The sequence below is a fragment of the Cryobacterium sp. TMB1-7 genome (genome assembly GCF_004402435.1).
Classification (GTDB): domain Bacteria; phylum Actinomycetota; class Actinomycetes; order Actinomycetales; family Microbacteriaceae; genus Cryobacterium; species Cryobacterium zongtaii.
The window spans coordinates 1-16,299 of record NZ_SOFZ01000008.1; the positions used below are offsets into that span (position 1 = coordinate 1).

At 59.5% G+C, this 16,299-nt stretch carries 16 protein-coding genes and 1 pseudogene; 6 read left to right on the forward strand and 11 right to left on the reverse strand.

Annotation, left to right across the window (positions count from 1 at the left end):
* Positions 1–275: 275 nt before the first annotated feature.
* Entirely contained in the window at positions 276–1,079 is an 804-nt protein-coding gene (locus E3O60_RS02560) for an aminoglycoside 6-adenylyltransferase (protein WP_088458193.1), read from the reverse strand.
* 202 nt (positions 1,080–1,281) lie between these two features.
* On the opposite strand from E3O60_RS02560, the gene E3O60_RS02565 reads away from it, so the two are divergent.
* Positions 1,282–1,836, forward strand: a complete 555-nt coding sequence (locus tag E3O60_RS02565) for an AAA family ATPase (RefSeq protein ID WP_088458192.1) — start codon at positions 1,282–1,284, stop codon at positions 1,834–1,836.
* A gap of 222 nt (positions 1,837–2,058) precedes the next feature.
* On the opposite strand, the gene E3O60_RS02570 is transcribed toward E3O60_RS02565, so the two are convergent.
* From E3O60_RS02570 to E3O60_RS02580, 3 genes are all read right to left on the reverse strand, one after another.
* Positions 2,059–2,691 (reverse strand): hypothetical protein, encoded by a 633-nt coding sequence (locus tag E3O60_RS02570; RefSeq protein ID WP_134497088.1) that lies wholly within the window; start codon positions 2,689–2,691, stop codon positions 2,059–2,061.
* The gene (locus tag E3O60_RS02575; protein WP_198415057.1) at positions 2,681–3,151 is read right to left on the reverse strand and encodes a class F sortase; all 471 of its coding nucleotides are present in this window, start codon (positions 3,149–3,151) and stop codon (positions 2,681–2,683) included. The genes E3O60_RS02570 and E3O60_RS02575 overlap by 11 nt, the downstream gene beginning before the upstream one ends.
* A gap of 260 nt (positions 3,152–3,411) precedes the next feature.
* Entirely contained in the window at positions 3,412–4,182 is a 771-nt protein-coding gene (locus tag E3O60_RS02580) for a hypothetical protein (RefSeq protein ID WP_088458189.1), read from the reverse strand.
* 1,819 nt (positions 4,183–6,001) lie between these two features.
* On the opposite strand from E3O60_RS02580, the gene E3O60_RS02585 reads away from it, so the two are divergent.
* The gene (locus E3O60_RS02585) at positions 6,002–6,373 is read left to right on the forward strand and encodes a hypothetical protein (RefSeq protein ID WP_088458187.1); all 372 of its coding nucleotides are present in this window, start codon (positions 6,002–6,004) and stop codon (positions 6,371–6,373) included.
* A gap of 515 nt (positions 6,374–6,888) precedes the next feature.
* On the opposite strand, the gene E3O60_RS02590 is transcribed toward E3O60_RS02585, so the two are convergent.
* A complete protein-coding gene (locus E3O60_RS02590; RefSeq protein WP_240632528.1) occupies positions 6,889–7,482 on the reverse strand; it encodes a 2'-5' RNA ligase family protein in 594 nt (197 codons plus the stop codon).
* 520 nt (positions 7,483–8,002) lie between these two features.
* Between E3O60_RS02590 and E3O60_RS18805 the strand changes: the two are divergent.
* Positions 8,003–8,296: pseudogene (locus E3O60_RS18805) on the forward strand (recombinase family protein); the annotation flags it as partial.
* Between the two features lie 140 nt (positions 8,297–8,436).
* Here E3O60_RS18805 and E3O60_RS02600 read toward each other — a convergent pair.
* Together E3O60_RS02600 and E3O60_RS02605 are read right to left on the reverse strand one after the other, a co-directional pair.
* The gene (locus tag E3O60_RS02600) at positions 8,437–9,075 is read right to left on the reverse strand and encodes a Type 1 glutamine amidotransferase-like domain-containing protein (protein WP_088458300.1); all 639 of its coding nucleotides are present in this window, start codon (positions 9,073–9,075) and stop codon (positions 8,437–8,439) included.
* Positions 9,076–9,556: 481 nt separating this feature from the next.
* The gene (locus E3O60_RS02605) at positions 9,557–9,913 is read right to left on the reverse strand and encodes a VOC family protein (RefSeq protein ID WP_088458186.1); all 357 of its coding nucleotides are present in this window, start codon (positions 9,911–9,913) and stop codon (positions 9,557–9,559) included.
* A 287-nt stretch (positions 9,914–10,200) separates the two neighbouring features.
* On the opposite strand from E3O60_RS02605, the gene E3O60_RS18960 reads away from it, so the two are divergent.
* Both E3O60_RS18960 and E3O60_RS02615 read left to right on the forward strand, forming a co-directional pair.
* Positions 10,201–10,398: an antitoxin VbhA family protein gene (locus E3O60_RS18960; protein ID WP_134480608.1), complete on the forward strand. Its 198-nt coding sequence runs from the start codon at positions 10,201–10,203 to the stop codon at positions 10,396–10,398.
* Complete coding sequence (locus tag E3O60_RS02615) at positions 10,391–11,200, forward strand: Fic family protein (RefSeq protein WP_088458185.1); 810 nt, start codon at positions 10,391–10,393, stop codon at positions 11,198–11,200. The genes E3O60_RS18960 and E3O60_RS02615 overlap by 8 nt, the downstream gene beginning before the upstream one ends.
* Before the next feature lie 167 nt (positions 11,201–11,367).
* On the opposite strand, the gene E3O60_RS02620 is transcribed toward E3O60_RS02615, so the two are convergent.
* Together E3O60_RS02620 and E3O60_RS02625 are read right to left on the reverse strand one after the other, a co-directional pair.
* Positions 11,368–11,943 (reverse strand): GNAT family N-acetyltransferase, encoded by a 576-nt coding sequence (locus E3O60_RS02620; RefSeq protein WP_088458184.1) that lies wholly within the window; start codon positions 11,941–11,943, stop codon positions 11,368–11,370.
* Positions 11,944–12,645: 702 nt separating this feature from the next.
* Entirely contained in the window at positions 12,646–12,852 is a 207-nt protein-coding gene (locus E3O60_RS02625) for an ANTAR domain-containing protein (protein ID WP_088458183.1), read from the reverse strand.
* 991 nt (positions 12,853–13,843) lie between these two features.
* Between E3O60_RS02625 and E3O60_RS02630 the strand changes: the two genes are divergently transcribed.
* The gene (locus E3O60_RS02630; RefSeq protein ID WP_166788940.1) at positions 13,844–14,557 is read left to right on the forward strand and encodes a GAF and ANTAR domain-containing protein; all 714 of its coding nucleotides are present in this window, start codon (positions 13,844–13,846) and stop codon (positions 14,555–14,557) included.
* Between the two features lie 1,121 nt (positions 14,558–15,678).
* On the opposite strand, the gene E3O60_RS18965 is transcribed toward E3O60_RS02630, so the two are convergent.
* Together E3O60_RS18965 and E3O60_RS02635 are read right to left on the reverse strand one after the other, a co-directional pair.
* Positions 15,679–15,804, reverse strand: coding sequence for a hypothetical protein (locus tag E3O60_RS18965; protein WP_255416815.1), 126 nt, complete (start codon positions 15,802–15,804; stop codon positions 15,679–15,681).
* Between the two features lie 113 nt (positions 15,805–15,917).
* Positions 15,918–16,265, reverse strand: coding sequence for a DNA/RNA non-specific endonuclease (locus tag E3O60_RS02635; RefSeq protein WP_088458180.1), 348 nt, complete (start codon positions 16,263–16,265; stop codon positions 15,918–15,920).
* Positions 16,266–16,299: the final 34 nt, after the last annotated feature.

Below are 16,299 nucleotides of genomic sequence, written 5' to 3' on the forward strand. Positions count from 1 at the left end.
CGGTGACGTCGGTGAGTTTGAGTTCTCCCAGCAGGTCGAGCAGGGCAGACTGGTCTAGAGCCATCGTGTGGTGTCCTTTGTGAGTTCTTTGATCGGTACGCACTGACCATCCCACGGTGGCTCTTTACGTTGACGAAGCAACGCACAAGAGCCGGAAACCACACCACTTACTGGGACGTAACCGAGCTGGGCGCCGAGGCGCCGGGTTGCCCGCGAGAAGATACCCAATCGCGTCCGAACACTGTTTGAGTTTCGTCAGAGGCGGGGACCTGGGGTCACCAAGTCATTTGTAGTTCGCGATTCAAAAGCTCTTTGGTGGCTTGTTCAAGCTCTGTCGGCCATGGTGCTTCGCACGTCTCGGACAGCTTGCGGGCCCTGCCTAGATATGCGCTTGCAATGCACTGTTGCGCATTTCTGAGGCTGAGCTCGCTGAGCCCAAAGGCCGGAATGGACGTCAGGCAGTGCATTTGTTCGACGCTCAGATGGCCGCCAATTCGCTTACTGATCATGTCGCTTCTAATCCCGTTCTCGGCGAGCAGCAAGTTGATTAGGAGGCGGTCGCGGAGCATCGAGGTGGCCTGCGATTGGGCGATGAGATCGCCCCGCCAAACCGACGCGACAGACTGGCCGAGGAAATACAGGAAGATCTGGACGTCCTGTGCGGGAAAGAACGGCTGACCGGGGCTGCTCGGTGCGAGTTCCGCGCTCTGGACCTGGTTGTCGCGGTCAAGGAGAACGCGGCGCGTTGCACCGAGCGGGAATTCACTTTGCGAGGAGTGAACATTCAGGTCGATATGAATCCAGTCGGAAGTGAGGCAGATGAAGGCTCCCGTCACACCCGGGATAGCGTCCGAGAGCACCAGGTGCATTTGGGACTCCAGCCAGCCAGTGGCGGCGAAGCTCTCCGGGTCCAGCACTGCCAGGTGGAGATCTAGATCGCTCCAGTCATCTGCTATTCCCCGTGCAAGCGAGCCTTCTAGCCAGACTGATCGGATGCGTTCGTCATCGGCACTACTTGTCAGCAGCGTTCGAAGTGTTGGCCTGAGCCGAGCCGGCACGTCCGCCAGTGTGGAATCCATAATCGGATTATTTCATCCGGATGATGGCCTCGGAATCTGGGATCAAGCAAACACGCCGAGAGCTCTCACGATGCGTTCTTGGATTGCTTCGTTCGATTAGTGATGAGAGCCGCCGTCTCGTAACGCATGGGATACGGTGCAGCGGGATTATGAGACATCGCGTGACGGCTTGGACAGCGATTAGCGTCGATAGTCTGGTCGTATGGGCCAAGTCGCGGTGTTTGTGAACGGTATTCCGGGGGCCGGCAAATCGACACTTGCGAAGGCCCTGGGCCCGGAACTAGGTTTCTCGGTCATTTCCAGGGACGCAATAAAAGAGGCACTTGCAGACCTCGTCACAGTAGACATGCCTACACAACGAATTGGGGCCCTAGCTGCGGATGCAATGTGGTCAATGGTCGGGATGATCGATGGCCCAACACTTGTCGAATCATTCTGGGCGACCGGTAGGGATGAAGAGTTTTTCAAGCGTGGCTTGCGAGCGTCTCAGGTTGAGCAGGGAATCGAACTGTGGTGCGAGGTGCCTCGGGAGCTTGCACGATCTCGATATATAGAACGCACCCGGCACAGAGTTCACACCGACATGGCTCGGCTTGATGAATGGGAACGCATGGTGAGGGTGGCGCATCCGATTTCAGATTTTCCGACACTGCAGGTGGACACCACGAGCGCCGTGGATGTGCCCCAATTGGCTGTCACCATTAGACGGATGCTGAACTTGCCGATGCGTGAGGCCCGTAGCCTTCATATCGACTAACGACTCGACTGCGTAACTCGAGTATCGACGTCGCCATCCCCTAAACGAGGTGTATTCGGCGTCGCGCAACCCATGGGATATGAGGCACAAGGGTTAAGAGTCACATCCCTATGGACGACGAGGATGAAAGTCGAACGGGGCGAACCCGCTGCGTGCGCTGGACACCGTAGTGGTGCCATTGGCCGCGGCCACATCGCGCGGGGCTGATGCAACGCGGCCGGATTAGTGTTCGGTCCAGCAGGCGAGGATGGTAGTAGCTATTTCATAGGAGAATGCGGTGCGGGTTATGCCATGCGGCCCGATCATATCCGTCAGCTTTCTGGCGTCAACTTGTAATGTCATGTTGTCTTTGAGGAAGACGACCACGCCGTCTGCGGTTTCGTACGCGGGGAATCCGAGATTCGCGAGTCCTTCAATGGGTTGGACTGAGGCAAGGTTTCCTTGCATCGTGTCGAAGTAGCTACGGGCAGACGCTGCGTCCGAGGATTCCTGCACCGAGATCACGAATTCTCCATCAGTCAGATGGTAAATGCAGGTGTATTGACGATTGATCCAGCTGTCGACGGAGTGTGGCGGTTCGGCGAGGGCCAGCGCACGTGTGATGTTGTCGCGTGTTTCGGTGCCACAAATCATCTGTGATGCTGCGGACGGCGCTGCCGCCGCGCTGCCTGCCGAGCTCGACTGCGGAATCGGGGAGGCCGAGGTGCCTGGCATTGACATTCCGGGTGCCATTGCGTTCTCGGCACCGGAGGAGGTAGCGGCGCAGCCAGCTAGCAAAGCTGTGGAGGCCACCACGATCGCAAGCAGCAGCCAGTCGCTTCTATCGATACGCGTCTTCGTTCTGCTACGCCGCATGGTCGGACACCAAGCTGGCGTAGACAACTACGTTGTCTGGGTACGTACGAGTGGTTTCGTTGAACTCGCCACCGCAGGTGATCAGCCGTAGTCCCGCGTGGTCGGTGTTGCCGTAAACGGCGAACTGCGGAAAGCTATCCTTCGGATATTCTTCCACTCCATCGACCACGAATACAGCCACTGTTGCATCGGCTCGTGTAACCAAAATCTCATCGCCGGGACGCATATCGCCGAGTCGGTAGAACACCGCGCGCCCCTGCACTCTGGAGTCGACGTGACCCAAGATGATCGAGGGTCCGATCGTGCCGGGGGTGGGCGAACCGGTGTACCAGCCGGCAGGAGAAGCTTCGTCCAACGACGGCGTCTGCACCGTGCCGTCCGGATTCAGTCCCAATTGCATCAGGACAGAGTCCACGTCAATTGCGGGGATGTTGATCTGGGTGGGCTCGGAGGCGGTCATGATCGGGCCAACAACCGGGTCAACCTGCGGAGCCGGTGGCACGGGGATGGGCTCCGGTGAGGGCGTAACGGAGACGGGCTTCTGAGCGGGGGGCGCCACGGCAGCCGAGGCTGGTGGTCGTGGAGGAGGGGGGTTGCCCCATAGGGCGAAACCGGTCGCCGTGCAGCCGACGGCGACGCACAGAACCGCCGCCGCGGTAGCCAGACGGCTACCGCGACGACGCTTTTCAGCCGGAATAGTCACCGGGGATCGAACCGATCTCAGCCGCGTGCGGCGAGACGTCGACGAACCACAAGCGCGCCACCTGCCGCGGTCAGGAACCCGGCACCGAGGGCGAGAAGGCCAATGTCAGCACCGCTTGAAGTGCTGCCACCGCCGGTTTCCACGCCACCATTAGGCATATTCGATTGCGACGCACTCAGGGCGCCGCACAAAGCCGGTGACGTAGCCGCCAGGGGCAGACTCGGAACCAAATCGCTTGGCGCGTCCTGTGCTGCTTGAGACAACGTGGCCGGGTCGAGACCGTGGACCACCACGACTGCCGTGCCTGCCTCTAGTGAAGCCGCGGTGGCAGCATCCAACGTGAAGGTGCGGTTGTAAGTGAAGCTTGCACCCATCCCGGCAACCGTCAGATCAGTTCCGGCCGCCGGACTCGTGTCACCGCTGGTGGACAACGTCGTACCAATCTCTCCGTAGGACGGTTGACCTTCGGTCGTGCTGATCACACCATCTCCGTCGGTGTCAGCTGCCGTGGTAGGGCATACCCCCTGCGCTCCGATGTGGATGTGCTGCACGTGCGGATACGGCTTACCGTCGAAGGTCTCGGCCAGTCCGCTGACGGTCTCGGTAACCGTTGCTTGGTCACCGGAAACCTGGATGGAAATCGTACCGCTGCCATTACTTCCGTTAATCGAATCGAGCGTTCCCTGGTAGGACGCGTCGCCTGTGGCCGCAACGGCGGGGCCACTCGTCAATACGGCCACGCCCAAAGCCAACGCTGGCACAAACAAAAGTGCTGCTTTCTTATTCATCAAAATCCCTTACTAGGAGGTAGTTTCGAAAACATACTCGGAGTGAAAAAATGAACGGGTATTCTGCCGCTGATCCTTTGCGCGAACAGCCTCTTTGTCAAGAGCTACTGGGCGTTCGTCAGCCGACCCGCTAGTCTGCAAGCCCTGCATGCACAGCTCCTTTCGCTGATTCGGCGGCAATGAAGTCAGTTGCATGGTTTGAATCCATCAACGGACCGTCCGCGAACCGTCGCAACTCTCGGACACTCCTCGACGCCTGCTGTCTTGAAACCCTAAGGATGCGAGGCATGTCCGGATACGAGACACGTCCCCCGCCGCGCGTCGCCTGAAAAGGCGATCTCCCGACGTCTCGTATCCCATGGCTTGTGAGGCAGTTGGGTTAGGAGACACCCGACCCTTCCATGACGTCCGTCTGTCAGGCTGCTACTCCGGTTGAGGATCCGGAACCTGCGCTCTGGGGTGTGTGGTGTGTGGTGGCCGTCCCCGGGCTCATTCGGAGGGGGCATAGTGTGTACGGTATGACTGGCGAGGACTCCTTGAGCTTTGTCCACACAACAGTGGAGGCCTTGTCGCGGAGGAGGGCAACCACCGTGCCGGCGAGTCAAATCGCCATAAACGGTGTGCTACTTGATCGGCTCCTGGTGTCGCTGAACTTAGATGACGGCGCAGCGCCACCTGACACGCTCGACATGATGTGCGCGCCCCTTCAGATGGACCTTTCAGTCGAGCATCGTGTGGCGTTCCTTAAGGCACTGCGGGGTGACAGGTGGTCCACCGACGACCTTCAACCCGGTCGGGTCCCAGTCGCCTTTTGTGCGGTTTGCGGGAACTCAAGCTGCGGACACATTTGGTCCGTAGCTCTGACGATGTCACCTTCCACCGTCGTGTGAAAGGGTGTTGGGTGGGAAATTGAGACGTCCAAGAGATTGGCTCCGCCGAGACGGCAATTCTTGAGGCGGACAGTCACGCAGGAGTTCGTTGGCTGGGTGCTCGCCCCTTTCATCCCCGAAGTCACTTTCATGTTCGCTCGGGAGAGTACGAAGGGGCGATCCTGCGCGAGATCGAATACCAAACGAAGGACTCCTCGAACCACTAGGTAAGCGAGGCATCATTCTCGGTGCAGCGAGACCTGAACGAGCAGGGCCGCCGTGTCGAAACACACGTAGGACCATTTTCGTATCCTCGGTCTCGGGGACAGCTCGTCACAGTGTCTCTGAACGGTCGCCCGAGATGAAAGGACGCGCCCGCCTGATAGACGAACGCCTAGTTGCTCACGATCTGGGTTCTCGCCACGCACGGCTGGGCACTCCCTTGTTCCGTCGTCGGCGGCATATGCGGCCGCACCTACGTCTCGCAACCGATGGGATATGAGGCACCTTGATTGCGAGACCAACCACACCGATCAGACGTAATTGCCGCCCTTGCCTCCACGTACCCTAATGCGACGATCTAGGACAAGGCTCGCCCAGACCAGACCTACGAGGACGACACAGTTGACGGCCATAGGAATCGGAAACGTCATCGTATACAGGAGCACTATGGAGAGAGCGCCTGTTAACGATTGAACTATGCGTTGGGCCTTCTCCAAGGATGAAAGCTTGGCTGCGTCTTGGTCGTTTCCCGGGTGTTCGGGCATCTACGCTCCTCTGGGCTAAACGCTTGCGGGATACGGACGAAAGATTCATTGTGGCCTTGATCCTATACACCGGGTGGCACATGCAAGCCGGCGCCATTCACACCGTGCAGTGTCTCGTATCCCTAGGGATATGCGACGTCTCACCCACGCTCCGATCGTGAAGGCCGCGACTAGGATGCACGAGTGACTGACCACGAAATCAAGAGGCGCAGGCGTGTCCTCGATGGACCCGACGCTGTACGGGTGGGCGCAGCGCTTACCGGAGGGGGTTTTGTCGCAGTTGCCCTCTGGCCGTACATCTTGACATTTCCGAGTTCTGAAGATGTCTACTCGCAGTGCATTGGGCTCACAGCCGGTCACCTCACACACATCAACCGGTCAACCTTCCCCACACAGATCTTCTGCGAGACCGAGGACAACCCATTCGCAAGCGCGCTCTACCCTTTTTGGGCATCTGTGGGAATGAGCTCCCTGTTCGCACTCCTGGTCTTTGCCGGGTTCTACGGCGTCTGGATGATGGCGCGCCGCGACCGGCGCTTAGACGGTAGGACGTGAGCTGACCGATCGCGAGACAGCCAAAAGCTGTGAGCGTCGAGGCGTACGGTCGCAACCATCAAAATCCGTCTCGAAACCCTACGGATGCGAGACTGGTCTGGATACGAGACAAGTCACCTGCTGCTCATGGCGTGCACAGGAGCGATCTGGTGTGTCTCGTATCCCGTGGGATACGAGGCAGCTTGATTGCGAGACGCCTCACACACCTGACGGTGCGCGGTGGGGTTAGATCTGGCCGTGCCCGGGTCTCCTCACGGGGAGACGGACATCAAGCTCGCCGCTCAGTCCTCCCCGTGAGCCAGAGCGAGAACGGCTTGTCGTACGGGTAGCAGTGGTGCTTTGAAGGTGTGGCCCAAGAGGCGGAACTGTCGATTGCGTCGGCTGAGACTTCCCGGCCGCGTTGGACGGGCGGGCACGGCTTGGAACTTGAGACGGGAAGTAGCCAACGTGAGACGTTGTTTTTGACGAGGGCCCGATGACCCTTGCTCGAAGGATGAGGGTGCGGCGGCCCCTCCTCAGAATGTTTGCGGGGCGGGGCCGCCGAACGGCAGAACCTCCGCGCGCTCGACGCCATTCTCGTACCAGACGAACTCCGCTTGGGTCAGTATCTCGTGTGGGTGATCCTCCACCTTTCGCTGGTTCTCGGTGTGTGTCTTCCTCCAATCGGCCTCGCTGAGGCTGTTGCAGTAGATGAGTGAGAGGTGGAACACCCATTCTTCGAGCGGGAGCTCGCCAATGCGGCAGAAGTCGGCGTCGTCCAGCCTGGTTGTGAGGCTCGAGTAGGCATCGATGAGGGAATCAGACCGTTGCAGCCGGGCGATGAGCACCTGAAACGGAGTAGGGAAGCCGTCGACTCGATCGACGCGCACCTCAATCGGTTCCTGTCGCTTCGCCCATGCCTCCAGGGTGCTCTTGAGTTCGTGCACCCTGCTTGGCTCATAGAACCCCCGCAGCGTGACGTGTCCCGTATTCGGGTGAGTGATCGAACTCGGAAGTGATTTGCGCATCGTCGCTTGCTCTGCCGCGTAGAACGTGGCGACGTGGCTAGCGGGTCGGAGTACGAGATACTGCTGACCGTCTAGAGAACCCAACAGCGTGGGGTCAGTCATGAAGCCGTCTTGCATCGTGCTCCCCCGATCGAATAGATGGCTCATGCTATCGTTCCGCCGTCGAACATCTGCCTTCCGTGACAAGGACGGAGTGAGCGTTGCAGTTGCTAATTAGCCATGAGTGGAAGAGGGCGGGAGGAACGGGATGAGCGGCTGCAGTCGAGTACGGAAACTCGCGCAACCGAGTACCTAAGACGACGATGCGCGAGGCGCAATAAACGAGGCGTGAAATGTCTCGTAACCCTACGGATGCGAGACAGGTCCAGATGCGCGACAAGTCACGTGGCTCTAGTCACGTCAACAGGCGACTTCCTGCGTCTCGTGTCCCATGGGATACGAGACGCTTGGGTTTCGAGACGCCCAGCCGCGGCCAATGCAACGGCCATCCACTTTTTTCCTCGTCAGCTGGGCGGGGCGTGGTTTTGATCCACAGGGCTCCGCGGCTGTCCGGCTCGGCTCGGTGCCGGCGTGTGCGTCGCTGTGGGAGGCTTGCGGTGTGAGCGGAAGACTGCACAGCAAATCCGTCCACGACCCCAATGATCCTGTCGGACGACTCCTGTTTAACGTGCTCGCCATGGTTGCCGAGTTCGAATCCGATCTGATTCGTGCCCGAACGCGCGAAGGCATGCAAGTCGCGAAAGCGTAAGGGCGACTCCGTGGGAAACAACCGAAGCTGTCGAACACTCAACAGAAACTTCTCGTGGAGGTGCACAACGCCGGTACTCACTCGACAGCAGAGATTGCCGAGCTGTTCAACGTCGCTCGCTTGACTGTGTATCGGACTGTCCAGCGACAGCTCGGAACCGGACGCTGAACAACCGCTCTTTACCGTTCCCGTTGCCGGGCACTCTCGCCCTACAACGGGAACGCTCACTGTGGCAGGGCTGATTAAGGTCATTGTCCCTCCAGCATCCCTGTGAGCAGCAGGAAAACGGTGCTGTATAGGACAAAGGACTACGCAGTGGCGGGAGAGGCAACCATACGCACATCCTTGTTTTCTACAAGCAGGGCGGCGTCATCCGGCAGCATCGTCAGTCCGAGCATTCCGTCCAGCCGACGAGCCACCTCAGCGATTACCTCCGGCGGGTACGGCGGCAGCTGACCATCAGCATGAGGCAGAATCACCGCATCCACGAGTCCGAGACCGCTGAGATCATCCAAGGACGTTCCGTCCGTGTGGCCGTCGAGTGCAATCGCTGTATCAATGCTTTTCCCTGTAATTATAGCGCCGGCGCTGGCTCCGATGTAAGGCAGCCCTGCGCGGACCCGCTCGATCAGGACTTCGTCAGTGCCTGTGCTGCGCAGAATGGCCATCAGACAATCAGCCATACCACCGGCTACATAGACCGCATCGACGGTATCAAGTGCGGCAGAAAAATCAGCAGCGGTACCGTCTCCGATCGTCAGCGGGACGAGCGTGTATCCCAAACTTTGAAGCTGAAGACGTTCCCGCTCAACAAATGGAGCATCACCGAGCGGCTTGGCTGCGTCATTGATATAAGCGATACGGATGTCCGAGAGAGAGTCTGATTTCAATGTGCTGAGGAAATCTGGAACAGCGCCGAGAAATCGGGAAAGTAGGAGAAGCTTCATGTCATCACTGTAGGCGGAGCCACTGACAGGCTCTGCGCCAGATGGATCGCCGCACACGTGGGGATCATTTTCTAGGATCGCATTGAGACGACTTCAAAGTCACGTGGGCCGGACCTCCAACGGGTACTCGCGCGGAGGCTGGCGCTTCCGACACTCCCAAATTGTGACGGTACTCGTTTGACTGTCCCGACATTAAGCCCGATGACGGGGCGCCATGCGCACGAGCTCGTCGTCTTACTGTCTCGTAACCCTAGGGATATGAGACGTCTCACGAGCGTCATTTAGGCCCCATCAACACTGGCGGAATTATGGGGCTCGGCGAGTCTCATAACTACGTCGCGTAACCTCCTGCTTAAATTGCGACACTAACTGTTAGTTATGAGACACCCAGGAGCATCGTGACGTAACTGATCGGCTACGCGCGTGTATCAACGCGCCAGCAATCCACCGACCGGCATCCCCAAACGGACCTTTAAGCCGGTCAGTCAACGGGGGAAACGCGTATCAGATTCCCGTCCGGGTCTGTGACCACGAAAGTCCGCCCGAAGACGTCGTCGTGGGGCTCCTCGATGACTGTCACCCCCTTCGCGCTCCATTCCGCAAATACGTCGTCAACGTCGACCGAGACCATCAGCCCCAATTCCGAACTGCGCGGTGTCTGCCTCGTCACGGTCTCGCCACGACCGCTCCACAGCGCAAACAACACGCCCGGTGCTACCTGAAACGGGACATATCGGGGTGTCACCGTCACTGGCTCGATGTTAAAAAGTTCGGAGTAGAACACCGTTGCGCGTTCCACGTCAGAGACGTAGATCAAAAAGAGGTTCGGAGCTGTCATGCCAAGTCCTTCCATGGAGGCGATGCAAGTTGTGCCGAGCATCACACACACCTACGACGCTGGCGTGCGTCAACGTCCCCTATTGAGCGCGAGAATCCGATTCGTCCGGTGTCGGCTTCCTTTCGATGGGCGAGTCGCTATCCGCCGCAGGTCCCGTCAGTCCGGCGTCGGTCATCGCGGCGACGATCTGTGACAGGTACGAGACGACGATCAGGGTGATGGTTACCAGTAAATCAGCGGGTCTCGGCCATATTTGGTAGACTTGACGCGCTACCAGGGAGGTACTCGTGAGCACGTCGACTACCGGCAGAACAGTTGCACATGCTCTACGTGAGCGCGCAGTTGAGGATGCCGTGCACAGTGCCGCCATGGAGGGGCTGACGGTCACCGCAGCTACTCGAGCAGATGCCGACGATTACGCGCGCGGGTCGATCGATGTTGACGAGCTGATCGCTCGTATCGGCACTCGCCACAACGTTGGCTGATTTCGCCGATCCTTATATAGACCCCGCGACAGGGCTGCTGCGAAACCGCATCGGCGCTACCTCTCAATCGGTACTCAACGCGGCAGAGGCCGATTACGGACTTGCGCGCACGGTTGAGCTTGTAGAGCGCCCGGTGAAAGTAACGGCGGATCTGCGGCACCTGCAGTTGATTCATCAGCGCTTGTTCCAGGACGTCTACGACTGGGCCGGCCAGCTGCGCACGGTCGACATACGGAAGGGCAGCGACGCAACCGCGGAATTCTTCATGCCGGTATCCCGCCTGCAGACGGGGGCCATGTTCGCATTCCAAGAACTCGCCGACGATAACTATTTGCGCGGCTTGGATCGAGAGAAATTCGTCGACAAACTCGCCCACCACTATGACCAAGTGAACTACCTCCACCCGTTCCGCGAGGGCAACGGGCGCACCCAACGCATTATGTGGACCCAGGTGGCGCGGGAAGCCGGCTACGAAATGGACTGGCGCAACGTGACGGGCGCGGTCAATGATCGGGCCTCCCGTGACGCGATGGAGAAACAGGATCTCACAGGGCTGCGATTGATGTTTACCACGATCATTCAGCCTGTCAGCGAGCCAGCTACCGACAAGAAAGTGGAACTGCAGCGCACCGTGGACGCTCTACGTTCCCGAGCCCGGGACTCAACCGCACCATATCTTGCTGCCTTCAAACGTGCTGGAATCACGCCACCTGCCGCCAGCACTACGAGGAGGCCGACAGACGCGAACCGACACGACCGGGATGATCTGAGCAGGCGACAAGCAGGTACGGAACGCGAGTGATCTTGTAGACGTCACTGAGAAGTCGGCGGTGGTCAGAAGGTAGCGCCCGTGGGAGTCCGAGTGCGAGTTCAAATCGCGCAAAGTGCGTGCGGCGGACGCCGTGGCGCAGCGCCAGGCGAACGTCCGTAACGGGGCGAGGGCTGCGGGAGTGTCCGCCAGTTGATCGGCTATCGAGACGACAGATCAGCGGCACTGCGGGCGTGGTCAGTGAGCCTTGCGTATATGTACATGTCCCGAGGGTGGCCATTTACTCGTTCCCATGCACGCAGAAGACCCTCACGTGCGTATCCGGCACGCTCCGCTGCTCGCCAGGAACCTTCATTCCATGGCTCGACGTACAGCTCCACCCGATCGAATTCATCGAGTTGAATCGCCCATGCCGTCAGGGTGGCGAGGGCATCCGCAGCGTATCCCAGGCGACGCTGGGAGGGCCCGATCCAATAACCTACGCTGGCACGTGCGCCCGCGCCAGCACGGAAAAAGAGGCCGATGTGCCCAACCGCGCGGTCGTCTTGGTCCGCGATTGCGAAGACATAGCCGGCCCGCGCGCGAAGCCGGTCGTGCTGACGCTCGATGAAAGCCAACGCTTCGGGTTCACCTGCCGTATCCGGGACGGTAGTCAGTACCGGGATGAGGGGATCATGGGACGCCTCTTGAACGATAGCGACGTCGGACTTGCGCCATTCGCGAAGTCGGACACGCTCACCGGAGAGAACGGGAAGGGCAAGGGGCACGTCACTCATGCCCTGATACTGCCACGCCCGTCACTGTCAACGTGGCCGGTGCCCCATCCCCTATCGGGCGTTTCAGTCACTCCTCTGAGCCTTCGTGGATGAGGCTAGCCGGCGTCAAGGAAGTACCCCAAGGCACCACTGACGATTATGAGCCACCCCGACACGACGAGGACGGCGAGAGCGACGATGAGCCGCAACGCTGACTGACGTTCGTCACGATTGTGCACGGCTATTGTCTGTCGGGCGGATAGGGCGACCTGTAGGTCTGTGCAGGCGTTGCTCACGCGGGGGCATGGCGGAGCGGCCGTTAGGCGGTCCGCCCTATGAGCATGGTTTGAAGATGCCATGCTTTCTCCATGAGTAATGACTATCCCCGAACAACACAGTTCAGTTTTCCTGGGTTTGCGGAGTTGGATGTGGTTGTGACCCGGAATTCCGCACTGAATGGGAACTCAGGGAGTTCTTCGGTGCGTTTCGACGTGGGAGGAGGAAATATTTGGTTGGGTGAGGAGATCCGAGAGTTCGACTCGGCTAGAGAATTTACGATTCAGCTTTCCGGGGAAGGCGAGCACAGAAACCTCGCTCAGGCTTTTCGGGCAGCGGCCGATGAGCTCGAGAGAGCATAGCGCCCTTAGTTGCCCGGAGGCTTCCTCGCTGGGGTGAAAGCAGAGAGCACCTACCTGTGGTGGCCGCAGATCGGCGGTTGAGGGCTTAAGTGAACGTGATCTTGTAGGCGAGGATATCGGCCGCTACTTGATCTACAGAGGCATCCGTCGATTCCGCATACCCGATCAGGAGGCCTAGCGCCTCGTTGGGGGAGGCGCTGGTTTGCGCCACGATAACGCCGGTCGCTTGATGCACCTGAGGGTTATCCCAACTGGGAGAGTTTTTGAACTGTTCTTGGGCCTCATCGGTCACGGTGTGTCTGCTTTCTGCCCCACTCGGTTGTAAGGCCCGACCCTAGTCTCGGACGGCACCCGAAGAGAGGTCAAGGAAAGCGCGAAGTATCACCAGGAAGGCATGACGGTCCTGTTAGAACCGCGCCCGCTCGTCCTGCGCTCAGCCTGCCACCGGCAGAACATCGGGGTTGAAATAGCGCACGCCGGCCCACAGCGTAAGGCACGGGGCAGTGGCCGCGGAACGATCCCCTATCGGACAGGCATGACGGAGAATGCCCCGCCGGGGAGGGGCATCGCCTACTACTTACTCCTTGGTCACGGCCTTATTCCAGCGTCTCGGCAAGATCCGTGACATCGGACTCGTTCGATCCAACAACCAGCCAACGATTCCCGTAGGTGACAGAGCGTTGGTCCTCTGAACCGCCTGAAGTGAAGGCCCCTTCGCTGGCTCTGAGTGCTGCGCCGTCATCGAAAGTGACTAGCAGAACACGACCGTTAATCGACTGGCAGGTGACCATTTCTCGTACCGCTTCTTGGGGCGGGACCGTGTCAGTGCAGTTGCATCCGTGGTCTTCGGCAGCATCCGTGAACGTAGTGGTTAGCTAGACCTGACCTGTACATCCGGCAAGCCCGAAGACCGGATTCTAACGGTGAGGCGCGGGAAGTACGCCGAAAGAAGTGACGTCGATAGGGATGATCGCTGCAGATCACGGACCGTCGACGTCTCTTGGATCGCTCAAGGCTGTTGCACGATCGTCTAGCGATTGAGTTCTGATACCGGTCAGATAGGACCCTCAACGGGTTGCCCGTGAACGGGCTCGGTGAGGACAGGGGCGTGCTGGTGGGGACTGCGGCTGTTCAGTCGTGGATCGCTGGGCTGACGAACGGGACTGCTCAGCTCGATGAGCCAGTCTGAACCAGCAGCACAGTTCGATGATCCACATAGGGCCTTTGGCTGTGGAGCGCAACCCCTTTACGGCCGGCGTGATCGCACTATACTCTCTGGATGCATGGCGTCTTCACAACGCGAAGTTGATCTTGCAGACGTTTTTGTGCTCCTCGCTGACTCAGTATGTGCGGGCCGCGACGTCGTCGACACCATGGACATCCTCGTCCAGGCCAGCACCGAATTCACGCCGGCGACAGACGCCGGAATTCTCTTAGCCGATAGCGGTGGTGTTCTTCACGTTGTGGCGTCTTCGAACGAGCGTACGAGCGAGGTCGAAGAGGCTCAGCTTGGTTACAATCAAGGCCCATGTCTGGACTGCTTCGCTTCCGGGGAACCTGTAGAGGTTTCTGATCTCTCCGAAGAATCCGGACGGTGGCCTCAGTTTGTTGCGATTGCCCTGTCGCAGGGATTCGATGCCGCGCATGTTTTCCCCTTGCGCCTGCGCGGTCACACTTTCGGGAGCCTTGACCTCTTTAGTTCCGCCCGCGAACCGTTCAGCGACCAGGACGCAGCGTTGGCGTTGGCCTTGGCTCAAGTGGCGACGATCAGCCTCGTCCAGCAGCAAACCATCCGCAATCAAGGCACGGTGAACGGTCAATTACAGCAAGCGCTGAAGAGCAGGATACTCATCGAGCAAGCTAAAGGTGTTTTGGCGCAGCGCCACGGGGTGTCCATTGATGCAGCCTTCTCCTTGCTCCGCACCTACGCGCGCGCCAGCAGTTCGAAGCTGCATGACATCGCTGATGGTGTCGTGCATCACGGGCTCTCGTTATAGATGGAACGATTGAAAGGTTCGCTTGAGCGCCCTCGCCTGAACTAAAAGTCCAGGGTTGCTTGCCTTGCGGCCGGCACGTCGGTCGGCAACGTTCTTGTCGCGGACTTGAAGGCGACGCCGGAGCGGGTCGTGGCATGGACTGAGAGTAATGCGTCGGGCTGCGACTTCGTTATCTACGTCGAGGTGCACATCCCACAGGACACTGGGCTTGTCCGGCTGGCAGGCCGATACCCTACCGAGCTGTAGCCGCCAGCCCACGGCCGACGACTCCAGCCTGCAGAGAATCTTCTATCTAGGGCACCCAGATGAAAGCTGATGCCGCAGCCCCAATGTAAAAGAGAGCTAACGGCGGCGTACCCGGGCCTGAGCGGCTTCCACGGAAATAGGCACCCCGGTAGATGTCCACTGGCTGGGGTCGAATCCATCCCGAGCCTTCAATTGCCGTGGCTGTGGTGGTTATCGAGGTGGTGGGGTGCGTTGTTGACTTCGTGGGGGAGGGCTGTTGCAACTGGTTGGATGGATAGTTTGATTTGGGGGCACTGTTGTTCTTGGGCGTATGAGTCCACGCTTACGGCGAGGTGGTTTCGACTCCACATCGTGTGCGGGCTGCGGGGATTGCGGTCGATGATCTCCGGTGCTCCCAGCCGAGTGGTGAACTCGTTGATGAGGGCGCCGTAGCCTGGCGAGATAGTTGGGCCCGTTGCGGTGGTATCTAGGAGGTAAACGCTGAGCCCGATCCCGTGCGGGGGACATGCCGTCCACGCACCCCACACGTCCAGCTCGGGGCAGTGCCAACGCCCTACCCGAACCGCGCGCTCCCGGTTCCGATGCGCGAGGAGCACGTCGCAGGAGTGCCTCTCGAGGAGAGCAACGGCGTCCTGGTCAAGAACGGGCCACGTGTCCGAAAGCAAAGAGTCGACCAGGTCAAAAACCTGGCGCGGAGTGGCAATGATGGTCATTGGGCGACGTGGCTTAGGACGACGTGGCTGTGTAGCTTCATGAGCGCTCCTGCACGCGAGTGTCTTCTTACTCAAACCCGCGCTTGCCCATAGCTGACACCCTGACGCGACGCTCTGTCAAATCCTGGCTGCGCTCCATCAGCGGTGCGCAGTTCTCGACGGTCACGGCGCGCCTAGCTTGCCGCCTCGTTTTGAGTATTGAGCGTTCGCAACTTGCTCCCAGGCGTCCGCTTCGGACAGATTGGACAGATCGGCCAGGTCGAGTCCGGTGAGGCTGGCGATATTCATGGTGGGCCTCTGGAGCCTCCGGGAGGGTTCAAGTGGCGGGGGATTGCCGCCGATTTCGACTGGTTGAATGACCGGATTGCGGGGCGGCTTTCGTGTAGGCGAAGGTGTCGGCCCTAGCTTGCCTGGTTGTTTGCGGCGCCGCCCCAGACCGGGTCCTGGCGACGGACGAGATGGTTGCGGTCGAGGTCGTCGCTGGCATAGGTGGCCTCGCCAGTCTGTTCGTCGGCCGGGATACCTGAATCGAGATGCCAGTTGTTGCTCTGGTCGACATCGACGAGCTGATCGCCGTTGATGTTGACGTCAGTCTCGATCGGAAGGGCTCTCAATGGGCCCAGGAGTACGGTGAGTTGTGTGCAGGGCAGTGCACGCATCGGTGCACCGTCGGTAAATACCGGCAGCGTCAGGGGAAACTGGGGGAATTCGGTTTTGTATCCAGCAGGAGGAAATACTGCAGCGTTCATGTCGACGGTAATTCAGCTGCAGTCGGGTCACGTC